At 42.1% G+C, this 19,423-nt stretch carries 18 protein-coding genes; 10 read left to right on the top strand and 8 right to left on the bottom strand.

The genetic code is table 11. The features are described 5' to 3' along the window. Positions 1 to 65: 65 nt before the first annotated feature. The gene (locus tag AAEY98_RS12785; protein ID WP_351017379.1) at positions 66 to 1,046 is read left to right on the top strand and encodes a hypothetical protein; all 981 of its coding nucleotides are present in this window, start codon (positions 66 to 68) and stop codon (positions 1,044 to 1,046) included. 261 nt (positions 1,047 to 1,307) lie between these two features. On the opposite strand, the gene AAEY98_RS12780 is transcribed toward AAEY98_RS12785, so the two are convergent. Both AAEY98_RS12780 and AAEY98_RS12775 read right to left on the bottom strand, forming a co-directional pair. Further along, positions 1,308 to 1,985 carry a hypothetical protein gene (locus tag AAEY98_RS12780; protein WP_351017376.1) on the bottom strand — a complete coding sequence of 226 codons (678 nt, stop codon included), beginning with the start codon at positions 1,983 to 1,985 and terminating at the stop codon, positions 1,308 to 1,310. 94 nt (positions 1,986 to 2,079) lie between these two features. Then, positions 2,080 to 2,643: a protein tyrosine phosphatase family protein gene (locus AAEY98_RS12775; RefSeq protein ID WP_351017373.1), complete on the bottom strand. Its 564-nt coding sequence runs from the start codon at positions 2,641 to 2,643 to the stop codon at positions 2,080 to 2,082. A 777-nt stretch (positions 2,644 to 3,420) separates the two neighbouring features. Between AAEY98_RS12775 and AAEY98_RS12770 the strand changes: the two genes are divergently transcribed. The 3 genes from AAEY98_RS12770 (at position 3,421) to AAEY98_RS12760 (ending at position 5,512) form a co-directional block, all read left to right on the top strand. After that, entirely contained in the window at positions 3,421 to 4,233 is an 813-nt protein-coding gene (locus AAEY98_RS12770) for an abortive infection family protein (RefSeq protein ID WP_351017370.1), read from the top strand. Between the two features lie 125 nt (positions 4,234 to 4,358). After that, positions 4,359 to 4,901, top strand: coding sequence for a hypothetical protein (locus tag AAEY98_RS12765; protein WP_101085098.1), 543 nt, complete (start codon positions 4,359 to 4,361; stop codon positions 4,899 to 4,901). A gap of 200 nt (positions 4,902 to 5,101) precedes the next feature. Then, positions 5,102 to 5,512: a hypothetical protein gene (locus AAEY98_RS12760; protein ID WP_162023946.1), complete on the top strand. Its 411-nt coding sequence runs from the start codon at positions 5,102 to 5,104 to the stop codon at positions 5,510 to 5,512. Positions 5,513 to 5,698: 186 nt separating this feature from the next. On the opposite strand, the gene AAEY98_RS12755 is transcribed toward AAEY98_RS12760, so the two are convergent. The 4 genes from AAEY98_RS12755 to AAEY98_RS12740 form a co-directional block, all read right to left on the bottom strand. Further along, positions 5,699 to 6,133, bottom strand: coding sequence for a dCMP deaminase family protein (locus AAEY98_RS12755; protein ID WP_101085100.1), 435 nt, complete (start codon positions 6,131 to 6,133; stop codon positions 5,699 to 5,701). Between the two features lie 225 nt (positions 6,134 to 6,358). After that, positions 6,359 to 8,293: a B12-binding domain-containing radical SAM protein gene (locus AAEY98_RS12750; RefSeq protein ID WP_182744796.1), complete on the bottom strand. Its 1,935-nt coding sequence runs from the start codon at positions 8,291 to 8,293 to the stop codon at positions 6,359 to 6,361. A 273-nt stretch (positions 8,294 to 8,566) separates the two neighbouring features. Further along, complete coding sequence (mtgA, locus tag AAEY98_RS12745; RefSeq protein ID WP_350978901.1) at positions 8,567 to 9,247, bottom strand: monofunctional biosynthetic peptidoglycan transglycosylase; 681 nt, start codon at positions 9,245 to 9,247, stop codon at positions 8,567 to 8,569. Positions 9,248 to 9,438: 191 nt separating this feature from the next. Continuing rightward, positions 9,439 to 10,080, bottom strand: coding sequence for a DsbA family protein (locus tag AAEY98_RS12740; RefSeq protein ID WP_350978903.1), 642 nt, complete (start codon positions 10,078 to 10,080; stop codon positions 9,439 to 9,441). A 236-nt stretch (positions 10,081 to 10,316) separates the two neighbouring features. On the opposite strand from AAEY98_RS12740, the gene AAEY98_RS12735 reads away from it, so the two are divergent. The 4 genes from AAEY98_RS12735 to AAEY98_RS12720 all read left to right on the top strand — a co-directional run bounded on the left by AAEY98_RS12735 (position 10,317) and on the right by AAEY98_RS12720 (position 15,519). Next, positions 10,317 to 11,591 (top strand): glycerophosphodiester phosphodiesterase family protein, encoded by a 1,275-nt coding sequence (locus AAEY98_RS12735; RefSeq protein WP_162023942.1) that lies wholly within the window; start codon positions 10,317 to 10,319, stop codon positions 11,589 to 11,591. A 332-nt stretch (positions 11,592 to 11,923) separates the two neighbouring features. Next, the gene (locus AAEY98_RS12730) at positions 11,924 to 12,877 is read left to right on the top strand and encodes a TAXI family TRAP transporter solute-binding subunit (RefSeq protein WP_011638983.1); all 954 of its coding nucleotides are present in this window, start codon (positions 11,924 to 11,926) and stop codon (positions 12,875 to 12,877) included. Positions 12,878 to 13,081: 204 nt separating this feature from the next. Then, positions 13,082 to 15,115 carry a TRAP transporter permease gene (locus AAEY98_RS12725; protein WP_162024405.1) on the top strand — a complete coding sequence of 678 codons (2,034 nt, stop codon included), beginning with the start codon at positions 13,082 to 13,084 and terminating at the stop codon, positions 15,113 to 15,115. Continuing rightward, positions 15,115 to 15,519: a DUF1850 domain-containing protein gene (locus AAEY98_RS12720; protein ID WP_351017367.1), complete on the top strand. Its 405-nt coding sequence runs from the start codon at positions 15,115 to 15,117 to the stop codon at positions 15,517 to 15,519. Before AAEY98_RS12725 ends, AAEY98_RS12720 begins: the two co-directional genes overlap by 1 nt. Before the next feature lie 89 nt (positions 15,520 to 15,608). Here the strand turns inward: AAEY98_RS12720 and AAEY98_RS12715 are convergent, their stop codons facing one another. Both AAEY98_RS12715 and AAEY98_RS12710 read right to left on the bottom strand, forming a co-directional pair. Further along, positions 15,609 to 16,532 (bottom strand): manganese-dependent inorganic pyrophosphatase, encoded by a 924-nt coding sequence (locus tag AAEY98_RS12715; RefSeq protein WP_351017364.1) that lies wholly within the window; start codon positions 16,530 to 16,532, stop codon positions 15,609 to 15,611. Between the two features lie 379 nt (positions 16,533 to 16,911). After that, on the bottom strand, positions 16,912 to 17,373 hold the full coding sequence (locus AAEY98_RS12710) for a NanQ anomerase/TabA/YiaL family protein (RefSeq protein ID WP_351017361.1): 462 nt from the start codon (positions 17,371 to 17,373) through the stop codon (positions 16,912 to 16,914). Between the two features lie 105 nt (positions 17,374 to 17,478). Here AAEY98_RS12710 and AAEY98_RS12705 point away from each other — a divergent pair, with 105 nt between their 5' ends. Then, the gene (locus AAEY98_RS12705) at positions 17,479 to 18,534 is read left to right on the top strand and encodes an alpha/beta hydrolase (protein WP_162023939.1); all 1,056 of its coding nucleotides are present in this window, start codon (positions 17,479 to 17,481) and stop codon (positions 18,532 to 18,534) included. A 213-nt stretch (positions 18,535 to 18,747) separates the two neighbouring features. Continuing rightward, complete coding sequence (locus tag AAEY98_RS12700; protein WP_351017358.1) at positions 18,748 to 19,326, top strand: LON peptidase substrate-binding domain-containing protein; 579 nt, start codon at positions 18,748 to 18,750, stop codon at positions 19,324 to 19,326. The last annotated feature ends 97 nt before the right edge of the window (positions 19,327 to 19,423 follow it).

The raw sequence follows: 19,423 nt of genomic DNA, 5'->3' as shown, positions 1-19,423 counted from the left end.
TTTCTATTTCAAATTGGGTAGAATACTGGCTTGCTCGTTACTGATATCTCAATGGACCCGTGTTAATGCCCAAAATATTGCCCCTGTTCACCCCGTTAAAGCTGTGTATATATTTGATGTTGGCGTTATCGACCAGTGCATGTGCTATGCCGATAGGCATGACCCAAGCGGGTAGCATTACTGCTCCGACTATTGACGAAGCCAGTGGTTTGGCGGTATCGCGGCTCAACGACAATATATTGTGGCTACATAACGACAGTGGTGACACCGCAAGGATTTTTGCCATTGATACCCAAGGTCATCAGTTGGCGACAGTTAACATTACAGGCGTTAAGAATAACGATTGGGAAGACATCGCCTCGTTCGTTTATCAAGGTGAGTCGTATTTATTGATCGCCGATGTGGGTGATAACCAAGCTAAACGATCGCAATATCAGTTACATCTGATCAAAGAGCCAGATTTAAGCCAGCTTAATGGACAAAAAACACTGGCGGCTAAACCCGTTTGGAGCATGACATTTACCTACCCAGATGGTGCACACGATTGTGAATCTGTGGCCGTTGATGTCGCCAAGCAAAAAATACTGTTACTGAGCAAACGCGATAAACTGCCAATATTATTCGAGCTGCCTTTAATCGCTCCGGTTTTAGGGCAAAGCGCTTCAAGCAATTCATCGGTTCAAATTGTTAACAAACAAGCCAAAAGGCTAGGCGAAACCGCGCCATTACCAACAGCCATGCTCGATTACGCCAGTATCTATACCTGGATTGGTTTTGCCGGGAAACCCACAGCCATGGATATATCAGCTGATGGTTTATCGGCGGTGGTATTAACCTACACTCACGCGTTCTATTTTACTCAAACTGAGCCAGGTGATTGGTTGACGCTGTTTTCTACGCCACCACAAGAGATTTCTCTGCCAGCGATAAAACAAGCCGAAGCAGTGGGTTTCAGCCAAGATGGTAACAGTGTTTTTATCACCTCAGAGATGATCCCAGCACCCTTGTATAAGATGGATTTGAAAGGTTTTCATACTCAACAGTAAGTGATTTTCTTTATTTTTTAGATATTGCCTGCGGCCACTAAGGTCGTGGCGCTTCGCTTACACCTGACTTTTCAAACTCCGTTTGAATTAAGATAGCAAGGTTCCAACCTGCACGGGCCAAACCCACCGTTATTCCGGTAATGCTTTTGAGCCGCAATCCAGCTCTATTCTTTTATGTTTTGTACTTATAGCCTCCGACATGCCCAATGGTGTCGTCGGGTGAAGTTCTAGAGGAACTGCTGGTGGCTTAATCTATGACTATTAGTAACTTAGGCTGAGTGTAGATGGATCATCTGTTTCAATGTAAACTGCTCTAAATTGTTTAGAACCATGTTCACCTTCAATGATATTGGTAAAGGAATAGTTATCAGTAAATTTAGACAATTCACTGGCACTTTCGTCATTACCATCAAAGTTAAAAGACACTAAACAAATTTTTCCAGCGCAAGAGTAACTTTCTGAATAAACGTGAATTCCCTCTAATTTATACAAACTCTCGGATAAAAGGCTTTCCCGCATTGCTGCATCTTCAGACTTTTCAATTGAATTAATACGTTCAATAAAGTTTTCAAAGTCATTCACGCGGAATGTTTCTTCTAAAGCAATTTGAGATACAGCTCCATCTTTATTTATGAAGCCTGATGTTAACTGTTCAGAACTCTGAAAATGACTTTTATTCAAATGGGTAAATTGGTTGAAGAAATCTTCATTATCCTCATCGACTAAATTTGTTGTGAATTCAATATTATTGGTTACTTCTGCGATTATCTCTTTATCTGTATTCGGTATGTGATTATCTGATGAAGTTTGCAGTTCAGAATTCATTGTCGGTGCGATATCAGGCAGAATAATAGGTTCAGTAGCTTGTTGATTAAAATATGTGTAGCAAAAAAAAGTAAAAAATAAAACACAAACAAAGGTGATAATCGATTTCAACATAGTTGTTTTTTCCTTAAAACAAACTGTAGGTACATGATGTGCATTAAATTACTTTATCGTACCACCAATATTATCGATATATATACTAATCTGTTTATTGAGCTTGTACGTCTTCAATCAGTTTTTTCCACTGAGGATATTCAGCAAAGCTTTGTTGTAAGTCGCCCCAAGGGGTGAGTGCTTCGGCCATCGTCGGTGCTTTGTTTTGGCGGGTTTGGTATAAATAATAAAAGGCTGATGCACGATAATTAGCCGCGCAATGCACTAGCACGGGTGCGTCGCCATTTTGCTCCATCAGGCTAAAAAATTGCTGTAGATTCTCTTGGGTAGGGTTTTGCCAGTCCACACTAATATTGTGATAGTTCATGCCCAGTTGCGTGACGATCTGCTGCTCATTTTGTAATGCATGCGGATTGTTATTAGGAATAAGATTAATCACGGTTTTGATACCCGCTTGAGCAAGTTGTGCAAATTGCGGCTCTGTGGGTAAGCCTGCGGTAATCACTTGCTGGTTATTAAATTTAATCGCTTTTATGTCGCCAAGCTTGCTGGTATCAATGTTTGCCATGCTCTCCGCACTGAACACTCCCGCACTAAAAAAGAAACAACACATTAATATGCTGGTGGATAGTCGGTTATAACGTTGCAGTATATTCATGTGGTTCCCTTGGGTTAATTTAATACGTGGTTGGTATTGTTAAGCTCAAGTTAACCATACCATTGTTAAGTTTTCATATAAAAATTACAGGTCTAAAGTGACACCTTGCAAAGGCCAAACCCACAGTTGTTCCGGTAATGTTGTTGATCTGGAATTTAGCGCTAAGCCGTCATCCTCGAGTGCTTTTATCGGGGATCCAGCTCTATTTTTTGTATTTATGGCCTGCGGCCACTAAGGTCGTGGCGCTTCGCCCACACCAGACCAAGAGGAAACCAACGGCTGTTCCCTCTTGGATCTCCCAGCCGCCCCGCAACATTTTCAAACAGCGAAAAGGTCGCCATGGGGGGGATCCTGCTTTGGGCTTTATTTGGTATAGGCCTCGGACTTATTCGAAAATGCTAACGCTTCCGATGGGGCGTCCCTTCCCCTCGAAAGCTAGCTGGCCATCCTTGGCCAGCTCACGTCATTTTCTTCAACGGCCTAAATATATTGAACTCTGACAGTTTTAAACCAAATACTATAACGAGATTGTTTTTTGAACGATAAAACTCGACTTAATGACCAAAGTCATATCTTAAAAGGTGTAATTAGAACAGATAATTAGCCTAAAGATTGTAGAAAAAAACAACTACCGTAAAAAAGTAAATTCCTATAGCATGTTACGTTAAGAGTTACCGATTAATAAGGATGTGGCATCGGCCAAGTCCACGAGCGATTTATGCCTAATAACCAACGCATAAATACTAAAACGTTGCACACTAGGAATGGAATTTACTATTGTCTAATTTAACTGAATTGGAAAAGAAGAAACTTGAACGTATCCTTGGAATGGGTAGTGGGTATGTTCTTGAATTTTCTAACAAGACGTTTGAAGATTTCGTAGCTGAGAGTACCGAAAAAGAAATTTACGATGAAAAATATAATATAAATAGTGGATCAAAAGCTAACAGAATGAGGGCATTCTGGCAAATTGAGTCTAATTATGTAGTCGGAAAGTTACTCGGTGATATCTTTGAAGAATGGGATGAGTATAAAGGCATCAATAATAATGATATACCGAGTAATGAATGCCTGAAAATTGTACAAAGACTTAAGTCTAGTGCTCCTGTCCCTGATATTGATGCAGTTGTTCCGAATTCTGACGATAAAGATTTTGAAACTTTAGCTAAAGCAGTAAGAGATTCAATTTATAGAAATGAACCTGAGGCTGGTTTAGATCGACTACATACATTTGTAATCAAATATTTTCGAGTCTTATGTGAGAAACATCAGATCGACATTAATAAGAAAAATCCACTTCATGGACTTGTAGGACAATACATCAAAACTATGAAGGTAAATGGAGCTATAGAGTCAGAAATGACGGAAAGGATTTTGAAATCTAGTATTGCCAATATGGAAGCTTTCAATCATGTGAGGAACAACCAAAGTTTTGCTCATGACAACAAAGTTTTGAAATATTCAGAGGCAATGCTGATTTTCGGTCATGTAACTAGCTCAATTCGATTTATTGAAAATTTAGAAAAAGACTTCGAAGATTCTAAAAGGAAACAACCAAGTGAATGGGACTTGAGAAATGTTCCATTCTGAATATTCAAATTATGGGTGGCATGGTTTTGTTGGTTATAGTTTTAGCAAACAATGCTAAAAGCCACGTCTACACATTGAGTGTTAGGCGGGTGCTATCTACTTCACATATATAAAAGGAATTTTCTGTGTATTCTAATATTAAAATAAACTTCACTAACTATTTTCTCATTAGGTTCATCATTTGCATTGCCTTCGTAACATTGTACGGTTGTGGCGGCACTTCTGAAGTGGAAGACGAAAGTATAGCTCCTCCCATTGTTTCTGTGCCTATTGATGAAACATTCGATCTAACTGGTTCATGGTTATCAAATTGTGGCGAAAGGAAAAATTTGGCATATTATACAAATGAATTAGTCATAACTAGTGTCAATTTAGAAATAATTCAACATAAATATGATACCTCTGATTGTGCAGGAACCCCTGTAGAATCTATTTCACAAACAATTAATCCCTACAGCTATCCCGAATCGAATCGTGATACAAATGATAAATTTATTGTTGTCGAAGTTTTTCAAGAGCCTCTATGGGAAATGACTGTAAACGTAGAAATTTATAATAACCTTTTGTATTTATCAAATAACTTATCAATTACCTATGAAGGCTATGCTTTCGAGTCAAATCATACAAGTGAAATTAACTATGTTAATTATCTAACAAAGAAAGAATAATTTTTTGTACAAGAAGTCATTAAAGTAGGACAATAAATAGTTGTTTTTTTGATCATTCACTACTTCTTTCAATCGCTTATAAAAGTGAATTTAAAGGTGAATTTAAAGGTGAATTTAGTGGGGGCAGGGTAAACTTTGGGCGTTAACCATGCCACCCATTATTAAATTCCCATTGTTAAATTTCTGGAGCGAGCTGTATTTTGAGTACTTTTTTAGGCATTTGTTTACTGATGCTGCCATTGATCTTTTTTGGCATTTATTCAAATCATGAATTCGATTTATCGCTTTCGGATAACTTAAAAAAATGGAAATGGGGTAAGTATTTTGCCGTTATTCTTGTACTTGTATACGTAGTCTATTTACTGATGTATGGGCACAGTTACGTTGTAATGGGTGTCGATGAAACAAGCACGTATTTAGAAGATTGGGTGCTGTATTATCTTGTGCCAGGTTTATGCTTAGCGGCAGTAATATATTCCAAACCAGTAGGTTACTTTTTTGGTGATAATAGCTCAGAGTTTGGCTCATCGATTAAAGAAGATGTCGCTTTTATGCTTGGCCTTCTGTGGTTGTTATTTTTTACTTGGCAAATATTCTTAGAAAGCTTGTAAACGACACGAATTAATCATGGCATCCATTGTTAAATTTTTACCTAGCCTTTTAAAGCCAGCTAGTAAAGTGAAGCTAGACTGTTCACCCTTTACTATGATGAAGTGCCACGCAGGCCATAAATGCAAAGAGTAAACAACTGGATTCCGGCTCAACCGCATTGCCGGAACGACGGTGAAAAAGTAAGGTTAATCTACTTGCATCCAATCGACTTGAACGCCAGCTTGCTCAAACATCTCTTCGCTGACTTTAATCTTATCTCCCCAGCGTGACAGGAAATCTTCGTTGGGTTGTGGGCTATGCACAGCGCGCAATCCTGTTTGGATAATCTTGGCGGCGCAGTTTGGGCAAGGAAAGTGGGTTACCCAAATCTCACAGCTACTGAGATCTCGTTTGGCATGCAGAATGGCGTTTTCTTCTGCATGGAGCGTTTTAAGCAGTTTCATTTCACGGTTATCGGTTTCAGCGCTATCTGATATTCCGTGAGGATAACCATTAAAACCTAGCGAGACGATACGATTGTTTTCAGTGATCACCGCGCCAACTCGGGTGGAAGGGTCTTTACTCCAAGATGCTACGAGCTCGGCCATTTGTAAAAAGCGTATTGCCCATTTTGTCATCATCTTATTGCCATTCCTATGCTTTATATATCAATGTATTTGGGTGCTATTCTCTATGCAGAACAGTGATAAATCAACCTTCAATATTCTAACCTTGGACCCACTTACTCTTTCTCTTTCTTATATTAAGTAGGGTTATGGTGCGTCTGTATAGCAGAATTAGACTGCCAATTATTTAGGTCGCGTTTACTTATTCTAATGAAATAGCCCGAATCTACTCTTCATTACCTACTCTTCATGACTCAGAATAAAGTTATTAATCGCTTTTGATATCAGGTCTTTCTTCATTGAAGTGCGGGAAACGGGTTCGTTGAACCAGAAACTCATTGGTTGGTCGAAGCCGATACCGTGCATGTAGTTGTAGATTGCTTTACGCAGTCCTTCGCCCAGCATGTCATGATCCGTTCCGGTCGGGTCGGTGAAATCGACATCGTTTTCAGCAAATAAGATCTCTGGGCGTTCAGCAAGGGTGATACCAAATTGCTCTGGGTTCATGCCTATCGGGCTGTGGATGGTGGCGACAAAACGGTGCCAATAGGCTGACTGGAAACAACCTAGTTCCATCATCTGACGCACCATTTCTAGCGAGTCTATGGTTTCTTGCTCGGTTTGTGTTGGGAAACCATACATTAAGTAAGCGTGAACCATAATACCGGCATCACTGAATGCTTTGGTTACATGGGCTACGCGCTCAACGCTCACGCCTTTTTTCATCAGTTTAAGTAGACGATCTGACGCTACTTCAAGGCCGCCGCTGACGGCGATACAACCTGAATCTGCCAGTAATTGACAACGATCTGGGCTAAAAGTCCGCTCAAAACGGATATTGCCCCACCAACTGATCACTACGCCGCGTTCAATGAGACGTTTTGCAAACGCAAATAAGGTTTTTGGTGGTAAGGCTTCATCGACAAAATGGAAACCAGTTTGTCCGGTTTCTTCGACAAGCTCTACGATTCGGTCAACCAGCACATCGGCGCCAGCGGTATCGTAGCGGTCAATATAGTCCAAACTCACGTCGCAGAAGCTGCATTTACGCCAGTAACAACCATGGGCTATGGTCAGTTTGTTCCAACGTCCATCACTCCATATACGGTGCATTGGATTAAGCATTTCACATAAAGACAGGTAGTCACCTAGTGGCAGGCCATCGTAAATTGGGGCGCCAACTTCGCTTTGTGGAATATCGTGCAGCTGTGTGTTTTCATTGAAATGGACATAGGGCTGGCCATTTTCATCTTCTGCGAGAAAATAAGTTCGCACTAAATCGTCTATCTCACGCTTACCTTCAAAGTATTCCAGCAGAGTGATAAGCGGGCGTTCGCCGTCGTCCAGACAGATAAAGTCAATAAACTCAAATACACGAGGATCTTTTAGTGCGCGCAGCTCGGTATTAACAAACCCGCCGCCGATGACGATAGGAATGTCTGGATTAATGGCTTTACAGGTTTGCGCAATACGTAACGCGCCCAGCATATTGCCGGGAAACGGCACGGTTAATGCGACAACACTTGGTTGGGTGTCTTCCAGATACATCTCGACCAGCTGCTCCAAAATTTCAGAGCTGAAACTCGGTTCACCCATGAGGGTGTCATAGAGGTTGTCAAAACTTGGGTTAGCCGCAGCTAATTTCTCGCCATAACGGCTGACTTCAAAGTAGGGATCAACGCCCTGAGTAATAACGTTCGACAGATCATTAATAAACAGAGTGGCCAAATACTTGGCTTTATCTTGTACGCCTAAATTACCAAAGGCGGCTTGCAACACGTCGCCAGATACCGCTTCCATCTCAGCAATTGCATCAAACGCTGGGCCTTCGGGTAAAAAACGACGCGTGTTAATGCGCATAGCAAGGCTGGGATCTTTGCCTTGTAAAAAGCGAATGGCAGGTTCTACGGTGAGGTGATAACGCTCAAATTCAGCCAAAAAATTAAAGATGACATCTGGCAGTTCGTCGTCTTCAAAGTGTTCGAAGTTTTCTTCTACGTGCTGACGAATAATCTCCAGCGCAGGCGCTGTCATCATCTCAAGGAAAAGCTCAATCGCAGGATCTCGCTGAACCGCCTCATAGCCTCGTGAGCGTAAAAAACCGGTTAAATACGCTGTTGCTGGATACGGTGTATTCAGCTGGGTCATCGGTGGAGTCATTAGAAGAACGGTCATAGCCTGCCTTGATCGTAAAAGCCGATAAAAATGAGCTCGCATTCTAACAGTAAAAATAGTTCAAATCCTGTTAATTCCGGCTTTCATCTGGCTTGCTAGTAGGCATCATGTTTTCGCCACATGATGACGATTGGAAGAGAATAGTATTTTTTGAATGATATTAAAGGCTAATGGCTTATCAATGATCAATATTTTGATCTTTTAAATATAAAGGGCAGTTCGAGTTGTTATTGCTCTTAACAAAGAGCAATAACAACGGGCAACTGATGACGGTTAATTGGTAAGAATAGGCTTTAAATAGCCAGAGCCAAGTTGGCGCATTTGTTTTTCACCCCAAGCGACTCTTTGGCGCAGGTATGGGGTTAAATTGTTAGGGTTTCGGTTACGAGGACTCGGCAACAACACTGCTAGGCGCGCCGCTTCGTTGTTGGATAAATAGCGGGCCGATTTATTAAAATAGTGCTGGCTAGCCGCTTCTACGCCATAAATACCTTTACCAAATTCGGCTACGTTTAAGTACACCTCTAAGATACGCTTTTTGCCCCAAAACGCTTCAAGGCTCACGGCCAATATGGCTTCTATCCCTTTGCGAACAAAGCTTCTACCCGGCCAAAGTAATAGATTTTTTGCGGTTTGTTGGGTGATGGTACTGGCACCACGCAGGCCTTCTCCACCGTCGTACTGGTTAAGGGCTTTAGTGATGGAGTTGATATCGACCCCGAAGTGCTCTGGAAACAGTTGATCTTCTGCGGCCACTACGGCTAAAGGCATGTGCGCTGGCAGTTCATCAATGCTTACCCAGTGCTGACTAACGGGATAATCGCTTTGCAGTATAAATGACGTCGTCGGTGGTGGCACAAATCTAAGCAGCAGTAACAATAGCGCCAGTAATAGCAAAAATCGCCACATGACAAACCATGTCCAACCGAAAAAACCTCGTTTACGATCTGTCATTCACTGCCTCATGTTATGTTTAACGAGCCTGTGTGGGGCGTTGTCGTTTTCGACGTGCAGAGTATAGGATATTGGGCATTAAGGCCAAAGGCTAATCAACGTCGTGCAAACTTTATATCTTAACTGACGTTTACTTCGTGACGGTGCGTAGAGTCATTAAGTCATGCGGTCCTAATGTCCTTATGGGCTAATTAACTCGGTTGGGTTGTTAACAAGATAGTCTGTATGTCTGCCAAGCTTGTTTGCCATTGATGATAATCAAGCCGAATAGGATAGGCGTTGTTATCGACCATCAGCACTAATGAGGGAAATCCTTGAATGGGAAGTTGGCGAGCAAAATTGATTTCGCTGAGTAATTTATCTTCTGTTTCATCAGCGCTTAATTGCTCTGTGAACAAGTCTGCGGGGATCCCTAATTGAGTCGCAATCGATACCAAAGTATCAACATCAGATGGATTACGCGCATTAAGGTAATAAGCCTGTTGAATGGCGTTGATCATTTGTTGCTCTAGCCCATATTGGCGAGCAATGATGCTAGCTCTGCATGCTGGATACGTTGAACGCCTTGGTTGGCAATGCTGCCAAAAGTCGTGATTAAATTCTGTACCTAATTGTTGGTTAATCTTATGCCAGGTTTGTTGTAACATTTGCTGCATGGGTTGCGGCATGGGTTGGTCGGAGTCGGGCGCTAAACCACCTACTAGATAGTGTAGACTCAATTGCTGACCAAACTGCTGTAGTAGTTGAGCTTGCAGGGCGTCCCATGTGGGGCGATATCCCCAACACCAACTGCACATTGGATCGTGAACATAATAAAGTGTTGTGTTTGCCATTGTGGACCTCATTGTTAGCTGTTTACTCACTATCGTTTATTTGCTTGTCTATTTACCGTTACCGCAGTTAGGGTCATGTTTTATATTATTCAATCGGTCGGTAAAACAGTAGAAACTAAGGTTGTCATATTAATTCGATAATTCAGTCATATTCAATGCGTAAGCTGTTCCTGATGATGAATTTTTCAGCAAACTATTACAACTGACATTACCGCATTACAACATGGAGCAATAAGATGACAAGGAAAAAAAGTGTAACACTGGGTATCATTTCAGTTTTAACCAGTACGTTATGGATTTCGGGGTGTAACAGTAACGATAATAATGACACCACTGCAGAAGTGGATAAAAGTGTTAGCGCTCAAGTAGGTCCTAGGCCGCTATTTTTAGTCGGTCAAATGCAAGACAGTGAGTTAAAAGATCAATTAGCGCAATGTGCTTCAAATTCATTTTACCGTACTGACTTTTCTATTGGTCATCGCGGCGCATCAATGCAATTTCCTGAGCATACCAAAGAAGCTTATCAAGCAGCTATCGATTCTGGCGCAGGTATTGTGGAATGTGACGTGACATTTACCGCAGATAAAGAGTTAGTTTGCCGTCACTCGCAGTGTGATTTAGCCACTACCACTAATATTCTTGCTATCCCGGCCCTAGCCAATAAATGTTCAGTGCCATTTTCACCAGCCGATGCTGTCAATGGCGTGAGTGCAACGGCTACCTGTTGTACCAGCGATATCAGTCTTGCAGAGTTTACAACCTTGCAAGGCAAAATGGACGGCTTTAACCCTAATGCCACCACAGTAGAAGAGTTTATGGATGGCACGCCAAATTGGCGCACCGACTTATATGCCGGTAATGGCACCTTAATGACTCATGCTGAAAGTATTGCCTTGTTTAAAGCTGCTGGAGTAAAGATGACTCCCGAGCTTAAGTCGGCCAGTGTCAGCATGCCGTATGATGGATTTACCCAACAAGATTACGCCCAAAAAATGCTAGATGAATATGCCGCAGCAGGCGTTGATGCATCGCAAGTGTTTCCACAATCGTTTAATTTAGACGATGTAAAATATTGGATAGCCAACGCACCTGAATTTGCCGATCAAGCGGTATACCTTGATGGCCGTGACGAGCAAGCTGGATTTGATCCGCAAAACAGTGCCACATGGTCACCGAGTATGGACACCTTAGCGGCAGACGGAGTCAAGATTATTGCACCACCTTTATGGATGCTGGTTACCGTAGGAGACAATAACGCGATAGTGCCATCTGAATATGCCAAAGCAGCAAGTGCCGCTGGCTTGAAGATTATTGCTTGGTCATTAGAGCGTTCGGGGCCACTGAGTCAAGGCGGCGGTGGTTGGTATTATCAGAGTATTGCTGACGTGATTGATAACGAAGGTGATACTTTTGAGCTGTTAGATGTACTGGCAAAAGATGTCGGGGTAATAGGGGTGTTTTCTGACTGGCCTGCCACAGTGACATATTATGCTAACTGTATGAATATGTAAGGCTTAATAACATTCCAGCCTTTCATTTCATTAGGGCTTACACCATAGACTAAAAAGGTGCCGACATTGTTGGCACCTTTTTATTTCAATTAACTATACTCGTGGATGGCAGAGTATTTATTGCTCGCTGCCCAGACAGCCCTAAAGCAAGTTGGTGATGAAAAATGTTAATGTTGCTATTGGTGTCGTATCGAAGTAACTGAAATCGCGGAATAAAGGCGATTTATAATGATGTTATTAGCCTTTAGTCTATATAGATTGCACAGGATGTCAGTGGTAGTGTAACTACATAATAATACTCATAACAATATAAAAAATAAGGATATTGCAGGATGAAATTAACCAAACGTTTTTGCATGATTGGCGCAGCTGCAGCGCTATCTATTAGTACGGCTGTTATGGCCGCGCCGACATTTATCAATATTCTCACCGGCGGAACTAGTGGTGTTTACTATCCTATCGGTGTGGCTTTATCTCAACTTTACAGCAATGGCATTGAGGGCTCTAAAACCTCAGTACAAGCGACTAAAGCGTCGGTTGAAAACCTCAATTTATTACAAGCTGGGCGTGGTGAATTAGCGCTTGCACTAGGTGATTCGGTATCGGCTGCATGGGAAGGTGATCAGGAAGCCGGTTTTAAAGCTCCGCTTAAAAAATTACGTGTTATTGCGGCAACTTATTCTAACTACATCCAAATTGTCGCCAATAAAGATGCCGGTATTAATAGCCTTGCAGATTTAAAAGGCAAACGTATTTCTGTCGGGGCGCCAAAATCAGGTACTGAGCTAAACGCTCGCGCTATTTTTGCTGCTGCAGGACTCAGTTACGACGACATGGGTAAAGTGGAGTTTTTGCCTTATGCCGAATCTGTTGAGCTGATTAAAAACCGTCAATTGGATGCGACTTTACAATCGTCTGGTTTAGGTATGGCAGCGATTCGTGATTTAGCCGCAACGATGGATATCAACTTTGTGGCTATCCCTGCGGATGTTGTCGCTAAAATTAATAATCCTGCTTATCAAGTTGGGGTGATTACGGCCAATACTTACGAAGGCCAAACAGAAGATGTGAGTACGGTTGCGATACAAAACTTATTGGTAAGTCACAGTAAGGTGTCTGATGAGATTGCTTATCAAATGACTAAGCTGATGTTTGAAAACCTAGACCGTTTAGGTACTGCTCACTCAGCTGCTAAGGCGATCAGTTTAGCCACAGCGGCAAAAGATCTGCCTATTCCACTACACCCAGGTGCAGAACGCTATTACAAAGAAGTGAATGCGCTATAAGTAATAGTATTAAGTTAACAGCGCTTGTTTGGTAAACCCAGCAAGCGCTTGTTTATTTCTGTCTTTCAACCATATTTGCTAACTTCCGTTTTAGATCAAGAGTGACTAATTGAGTCAACGTCATTTTTAGTCCACTCATTTTTCTGAGCTGAGGTTATTTAGTTGTAGTAAGTGTCGAGGCATACCATGAGCGATCCAACCCAAATTACCGAACCAGAGCAGGGCTTAAGTGCCGATACTCGCAACTGGCCGAAAGCCTTGTTTGCAGTAGCATTAATTTTTTCTATTTTCCAAATTACCACCGCGGCATTTCATCCAGTTTCGACACAAGTATTGCGCGCCGTACACGTGGGCTTTTTATTATTAGTGGTGTTTATTAGTTATCCAGGTATAGGCAAGAGTCAGCCATGGCAACCTTTGGCATGGATACTCGGTTTAGCGGGTATGGCTACCGCAGTTTATCAATGGGTGTTTGAAGCAGACTTAATTCAACGTTCCGGTGACTTAACCCAAAATGACATGATTATTGGTGTGGTGTTAGTGGCTTTAGTGTTTGAAGCCGCCAGACGAGTGATGGGAATAGCCCTGCCGATTATTTGCGGTATGTTTCTGGCCTATGGTTTGTTTGGTGAGTATTTACCCGGTGAATTGATGCATCGAGGTTATGGTTTCGACCAAATAGTTAACCAGTTGGCCTTTGGTACCGAAGGCTTATACGGCACGCCCACCTATGTGTCCGCGACCTATATTTTCTTGTTTATTCTGTTTGGGGCCTTTTTAGAGCAAGCTGGAATGATCCGCTTATTTACCGACTTTGCTATGGGCTTATTTGGGCATAAAGTGGGTGGGCCTGCAAAAGTGTCGGTGGTGTCTTCAGCACTCATGGGCACCATTACCGGTTCGGGAGTTGCCAATGTGGTCACCACTGGCCAGTTTACGATTCCGTTAATGAAGCGCTTTGGTTATCGGTCTGCTTTTGCGGGTGGGGTAGAAGCCACATCCAGTATGGGCAGCCAAATTATGCCGCCGATTATGGGTGCGGTAGCCTTTATTATGGCAGAAACCATTAATGTGCAATTTATTGAAATTGCTAAAGCGGCGATGATCCCCGCAGTATTGTATTTTTGTTCGGTGTTCTGGATGGTGCATTTAGAAGCTAAACGCGCCAATTTATCTGGCTTACCCAAAGACCAATGTCCAGATCCGTGGGCAGCAATTAAGTTGCGTTGGTACTTACTCATCCCATTATTTATTTTGATTGGTTTGTTGTTTTCCGGTCGTACACCGCTGTTTTCCGGCATGGTTGGCCTAGCACTGACTGCGATTGTGATTTTAGGTTCGGCCATTATTCTCAATCTATCATCAGCTGCTATGCGGTTTGCTTTTTGGATAGCGTTAGGGGTGATATGCGCAGGCTTTTTCCAGTTAGGTATTGGGGTGATGTTTGGCGTTATTGCCATGCTGGTGGTGGTTTGTTGGTTTGTTAAAGGTGGTAAAGAAACTCTCACATTATGTTTGCATGCATTAGTTGAAGGTGCACGCCATGCTGTACCTGTAGGTATTGCTTGTGCGCTAGTGGGCGTGATTATTGGTGTTGTGTCACTAACCGGTATTGCTTCAACGTTTGCCGGCTATATTCTGGCTGTCGGCCAAGATAACTTATTTTTGTCTTTAGTGCTGACGATGGTGACGTGTTTGGTATTAGGTATGGGGATCCCGACCATTCCTAACTACATTATTACCAGCTCAATTGCCGCGCCAGCGTTACTGGATTTAGGTGTGCCGTTAATTGTGTCACACATGTTTGTGTTTTATTTTGGCATTATGGCAGACCTTACACCACCAGTTGCCCTAGCGTGTTTCGCCGCGGCGCCAATCGCTAAAGAGAAAGGCTTAAAAATCAGTTTATGGGCCATTCGCATTGCCATTGCTGGGTTTATTATTCCGTTTATGGCGGTGTACGACCCTGCGCTAATGCTCCAAAGTGGTGGTGTGCTAGAAACGGTTTATGTGGTCCTTAAAGCGACGGTGGCTATTGGTATTTGGGGCGTGATATTTACCGGCTACTTATTACAGAACCTTTATTGGTGGGAACGTGTTTTAGGCTTTATTGCTGGTGGCTGTTTGATTATGGCGACACCGCTGAGTGATGAGTTAGGTTTTGGTTTGGCACTGGCGTTTATTTTGCACCACGTATGGCGTGCACGTAAGCTAAAACGTTTAGCGCAGGGCGAATAATGCTAGGGCTATGTTTGGGTTTAGCAGGCACGATTTGGGCTCAAGTGCCTGCTAAACAGATGACATTGTCTTGGACTCACACAATTGAGAAAATTCGTTGGGCCGAAGATTATCGATTAACTAATGAAGGTTTTATTTTAGAACAAGCAAGGGTAAAAGGCAGTGGCGCAGGAATGGAGATTCCTGCCGATGCAGTGTTAAAAGATGGCAGTTGGCACTACAAACCGCATTTGCCTATTTTGCCAATGCTAAAGTTGGGCCGCACGCCAGAAGCAGGCGATTATCAGTTATGTGTGTTATCGACTCAGGCTGGGCAACAATGCCATTCTATGAGTTATTGGGTGGGTGAGCCTACCACTGAGCAGCCCTCCATTGAGCTATGGGGCTGTGATATACCAAGTTAGTTAATCGACATAATAGATAGGCGTTGAAGCATAAAAAAAGCTGAATCAATTGATTCAGCTTTTTCTTTATTTGAGATGTTTACAACGAGTTACTTTGCAAAGGTATCTTGCAGTGCAGGTACAACTTGTTTTTTACGGCTTAATACGCCGTCTAACCACACGCGACCATCAACGGTAGGTTTACCGTAAGCGCGCTCAGTTAAGTCTGCTGAATCAGAAACAACTAACATTTCTGAACCTTCTTTCATGATATCGGTTAGCAGCAATAATACGCTGTGACGATTGCCTTCAATTTTCAATTTAGCAATATCAGCTTCTAGGTCAGCTTTGATGTCGTCAAATACAGACAAATCGATAACTTCTAATTGGCCAATACCCACTAGGTTACCGTTCATGTTGAAGTCTTTAAAGTCACGCATAACAAGGTCACGCGCTGGCGTGCCTGCAACTGCTGATTTTACTTTAAACATGTCCATGCCGAGTTCTTTAAAGTCTTCTACACCGGCGATTTTTGCTAACGCTTCAACGCAACGGATATCGGCAGTGGTACAGGTTGGAGATTTGAAAATAACCGTGTCACTTAAGATGGCGCACATCATGATACCAGCGATGTTTGCTGGAATTTCTACTTGGTAGAAATCGAACATCATTTTAATGACGGTGTTGCTGCAACCTACTGGACGGATCCAACATTCTAGTGGAGTAGAAGTGGTTAGGTCGCCTAATTTGTGGTGGTCGACAATACCGACGATAGTCGCTTGAGCGATATCATCTGGCGCTTGAGTAATTTCTGAATGGTCAACAATATAGACTTCTTCACCAGCGTAACTGGTTTTATATTCTGGTGCTTCAAAACCAAATTTTTCTAAAATAAATGCGGTTTCTGGTGATAGCTCGCCTAAACGGGCTGCAATTGCCGGTTCATCGATTTGGTTTTTTAAATATGCTAATGCTATAGCACCACAAATTGAATCTGAATCAGGGATCTTGTGACCCACTACATACATTGCCATTGAAAGACTCTCCTATAAAGTTGCCCTGATTTTAACAAGGATTGATCTTCATCGCATTAAAAAATACCACTTCAACGGTTCAACTTACCATATGAGTGTTTTCAATGATGATATACGTGTTCAATTGACAAAAAAAGGCCCCGAGCGGAGAGTCTCGGGGCTTTTCTATTTACACAGGGTAAGTGTATATTTGTCTTTAGCTTGGGTATAACAACGCTATTGAAGTATCTTTTCAGTATTCTATTGAGACTATCTCAAGTGCTCTGTCGAGGTGCTTCTTGTGCTCGAATTAACTTTAGCAGACTTCTTTCAAATAGCGATTTATTGCTAATAATTCAGCAGTAGGACTGAGTATTTGACATTTTTTAAGATGATATTGTTATACCCTTACCTTAATCACCACTTTACGGACTTTTTGTGGTGTAGGGCTGGTGCCAGGCATATGGATGTCACTAGGAAAAAATAGTGCAAACATGCCTGCTTTTAGCGGAATAAACGCCGCGTCATCTTTGTTAGATTCATAGTCGTATTCAGCATAGTCATGCTTGTCAAAATAAGGCTTAGAAGGCGTTTGATTGGCTAACGGTAAATAGCCAAATTCTTCTTCACCGCTAACCACATACTGCACATCAATATACTGTTGATGAACTTCAAAGGGTTCGATCTCTTTAGGCTTAGTTTCATAGTCATTGACGATAACGAAAATGTCTTTGCCTTCAAGCGGATAGTTGCCCACTTCAAGCTGGCTAAAGTCTGTGTCCGCGAGATGAGCTAATGCTTTGGCTAATCTCGGGCTAAGTTGAGTGTATAGGTGGCGATTTGCTAAAGTATCAACAATCATAAAAATTCCGTAAGATAAGAACCATAAAAATATGCTAGCGTGTTAGCGCTAAAGCATACAGTTTTACAAAGATAACAGCATTACAAATATAAGAAGGATTGTACATTGCCTGCATTACGTTTACTTGCTGGACCAACGGCTTACGAACAACTAGAAGCGAATGGCTTAGATCAATCATTGTTTACTCAGCTCTTTGCTGCATCAGGCGGGCCTAAGTGGCTGGCGATAGCAGGCTTAGATAAATATTTATTTAGTGAGTTTTTTCAGGGGCGCCAAGATCCTCTTTATACCATGGGCGCATCGTCGGGTGCGTGGCGTTTAGCTTGTATGGCGCAACAAGATCCATTAGCGGCTTATGAACGTTTAGAGCATTTTTATATTCATCAGAATTACGAAAAAAAGCCGACGCGTGAACAAGTCAGTGCCCAAGTATTGCAAATTGTTGATGGCATTTTAGGTGAACAGCAAGGCGCTGATATTATTGCTAATCCGTTAATTCGTCATCATATGGTGGCCTGCCGTGCCCGCCATTTAAATCGCATTCATGCCAAATTTGGCTTAATGATGGGATTATCGATGGCAGCGGTAAGTAATGTCATCAATCGAAAAAGCTTAGGCTGGCACTTCGAGCGGGTTATTTTAAGCCATAAAGACGCCGCATCACCTTTTAGACGTTTGAAAGATTTGCCCACCAAACATGTCGAGTTAACTCAAGACAATATCCGTCATGGATTACTAGCGACAGGATCTATCCCGCTATTGCTCGATCCGGTAAAAGATCTGCAAGGCTCGCCAAAAGGCCATTATTACGATGGAGGCATAACCGATTATCATTTTGATATGCCATTACCCGCTGCGACAGGGTTAAGTTTGTATCCGCACTTTTATCCGTACATGAGCCCAGGCTGGTTTGATAAATCCTTGTTGTGGCGTAAAGCGAAAGCGAATTATCACAATGGATTAATTTTAGCACCGAGTAAGCAATTTATTGCAAGCTTACCGTTTAGTAAAATTCCTGACCGTGAAGACTTTAAAAATTTAGATACTGAAAGTCGAATTGCTTATTGGCAGCAAAGCGTGCAACAAAGCCAGGTATTAGCTGACGAGTTTGCTGAGATTGTCGCTTCCGGCACTATTATGGATCGTATTGAGCGTTTATAAGATTCAATAAATTGAATGTTTTTTGTACTTTTTTTGAAAGATAGTCGTATTGATTAAGGTCTATTGGAGTAGGGCGTAGCGAAAACGGGTGGTTATGTCGGTAGTAAGCATTATATTATGCTGCTTAAGTTGTTGAATAATTAACCACTGCTACACTTGTTTCATTGATTTGACTTTGGTTCAGTAACTTCACCTATGGTGTAGGAGGCTGTTATGCAAACAAAAGAAGTAGCATTACTGATTCAAGATGCTGTGCTATTACCCGGTGGACGACTTGAAATTCGAGTTGTGGCACCGAGTGATTTAGCCATGGTTGCCGATGTATTAAAAGGTCACTATGGTTTAGCATTTGCGCCATTGAAAGTGAATAGCGAACTGCCTTGTTATATTGCAGCAACCCAATGCAATATTATTGATTTCAACCAGTTAGGTGATGATTCTTTAAGCATCGTTATTGAGGGAACACAGCGTCTTAAAATTTTATCTGCGGCGCAAAAACGAGATGGTTGTTGGATTGCTCGTGCGCTCCCTTGCGCTAATTGGTGCCATGAGCCCATTGCGGGTGAGTTTGAAATTATCAGCGCCGCACTTGAACAATTTTATCAAGTGAATCCAGATTTACTGGAATTGTATTCACAAACACATTTAGAAGATGCCGCTTGGGTGAGTCAGCGTTGGTTAGAGGTTTTACCTATGTATAACCGTGATAAGCTGATTTTAGTTGAACAACCTAATTGCCATAAAACCATGGATTTTGTGCTGCAATTACTAAAATCTCACGTGGATGTATAAGCGCAATATTGTGTTATCGGTATCAAGTAATCAAGATACATTTTAAACCTAGCCTGATAAGATACCTTCTCGTTTGAACCTTACCTTCATCTTTATA

Source organism: Shewanella sp. AC91-MNA-CIBAN-0169, assembly GCF_040310165.1.
GTDB lineage: Bacteria > Pseudomonadota > Gammaproteobacteria > Enterobacterales > Shewanellaceae > Shewanella.
This window is presented reverse-complemented; position numbering and strand designations above follow the sequence as displayed.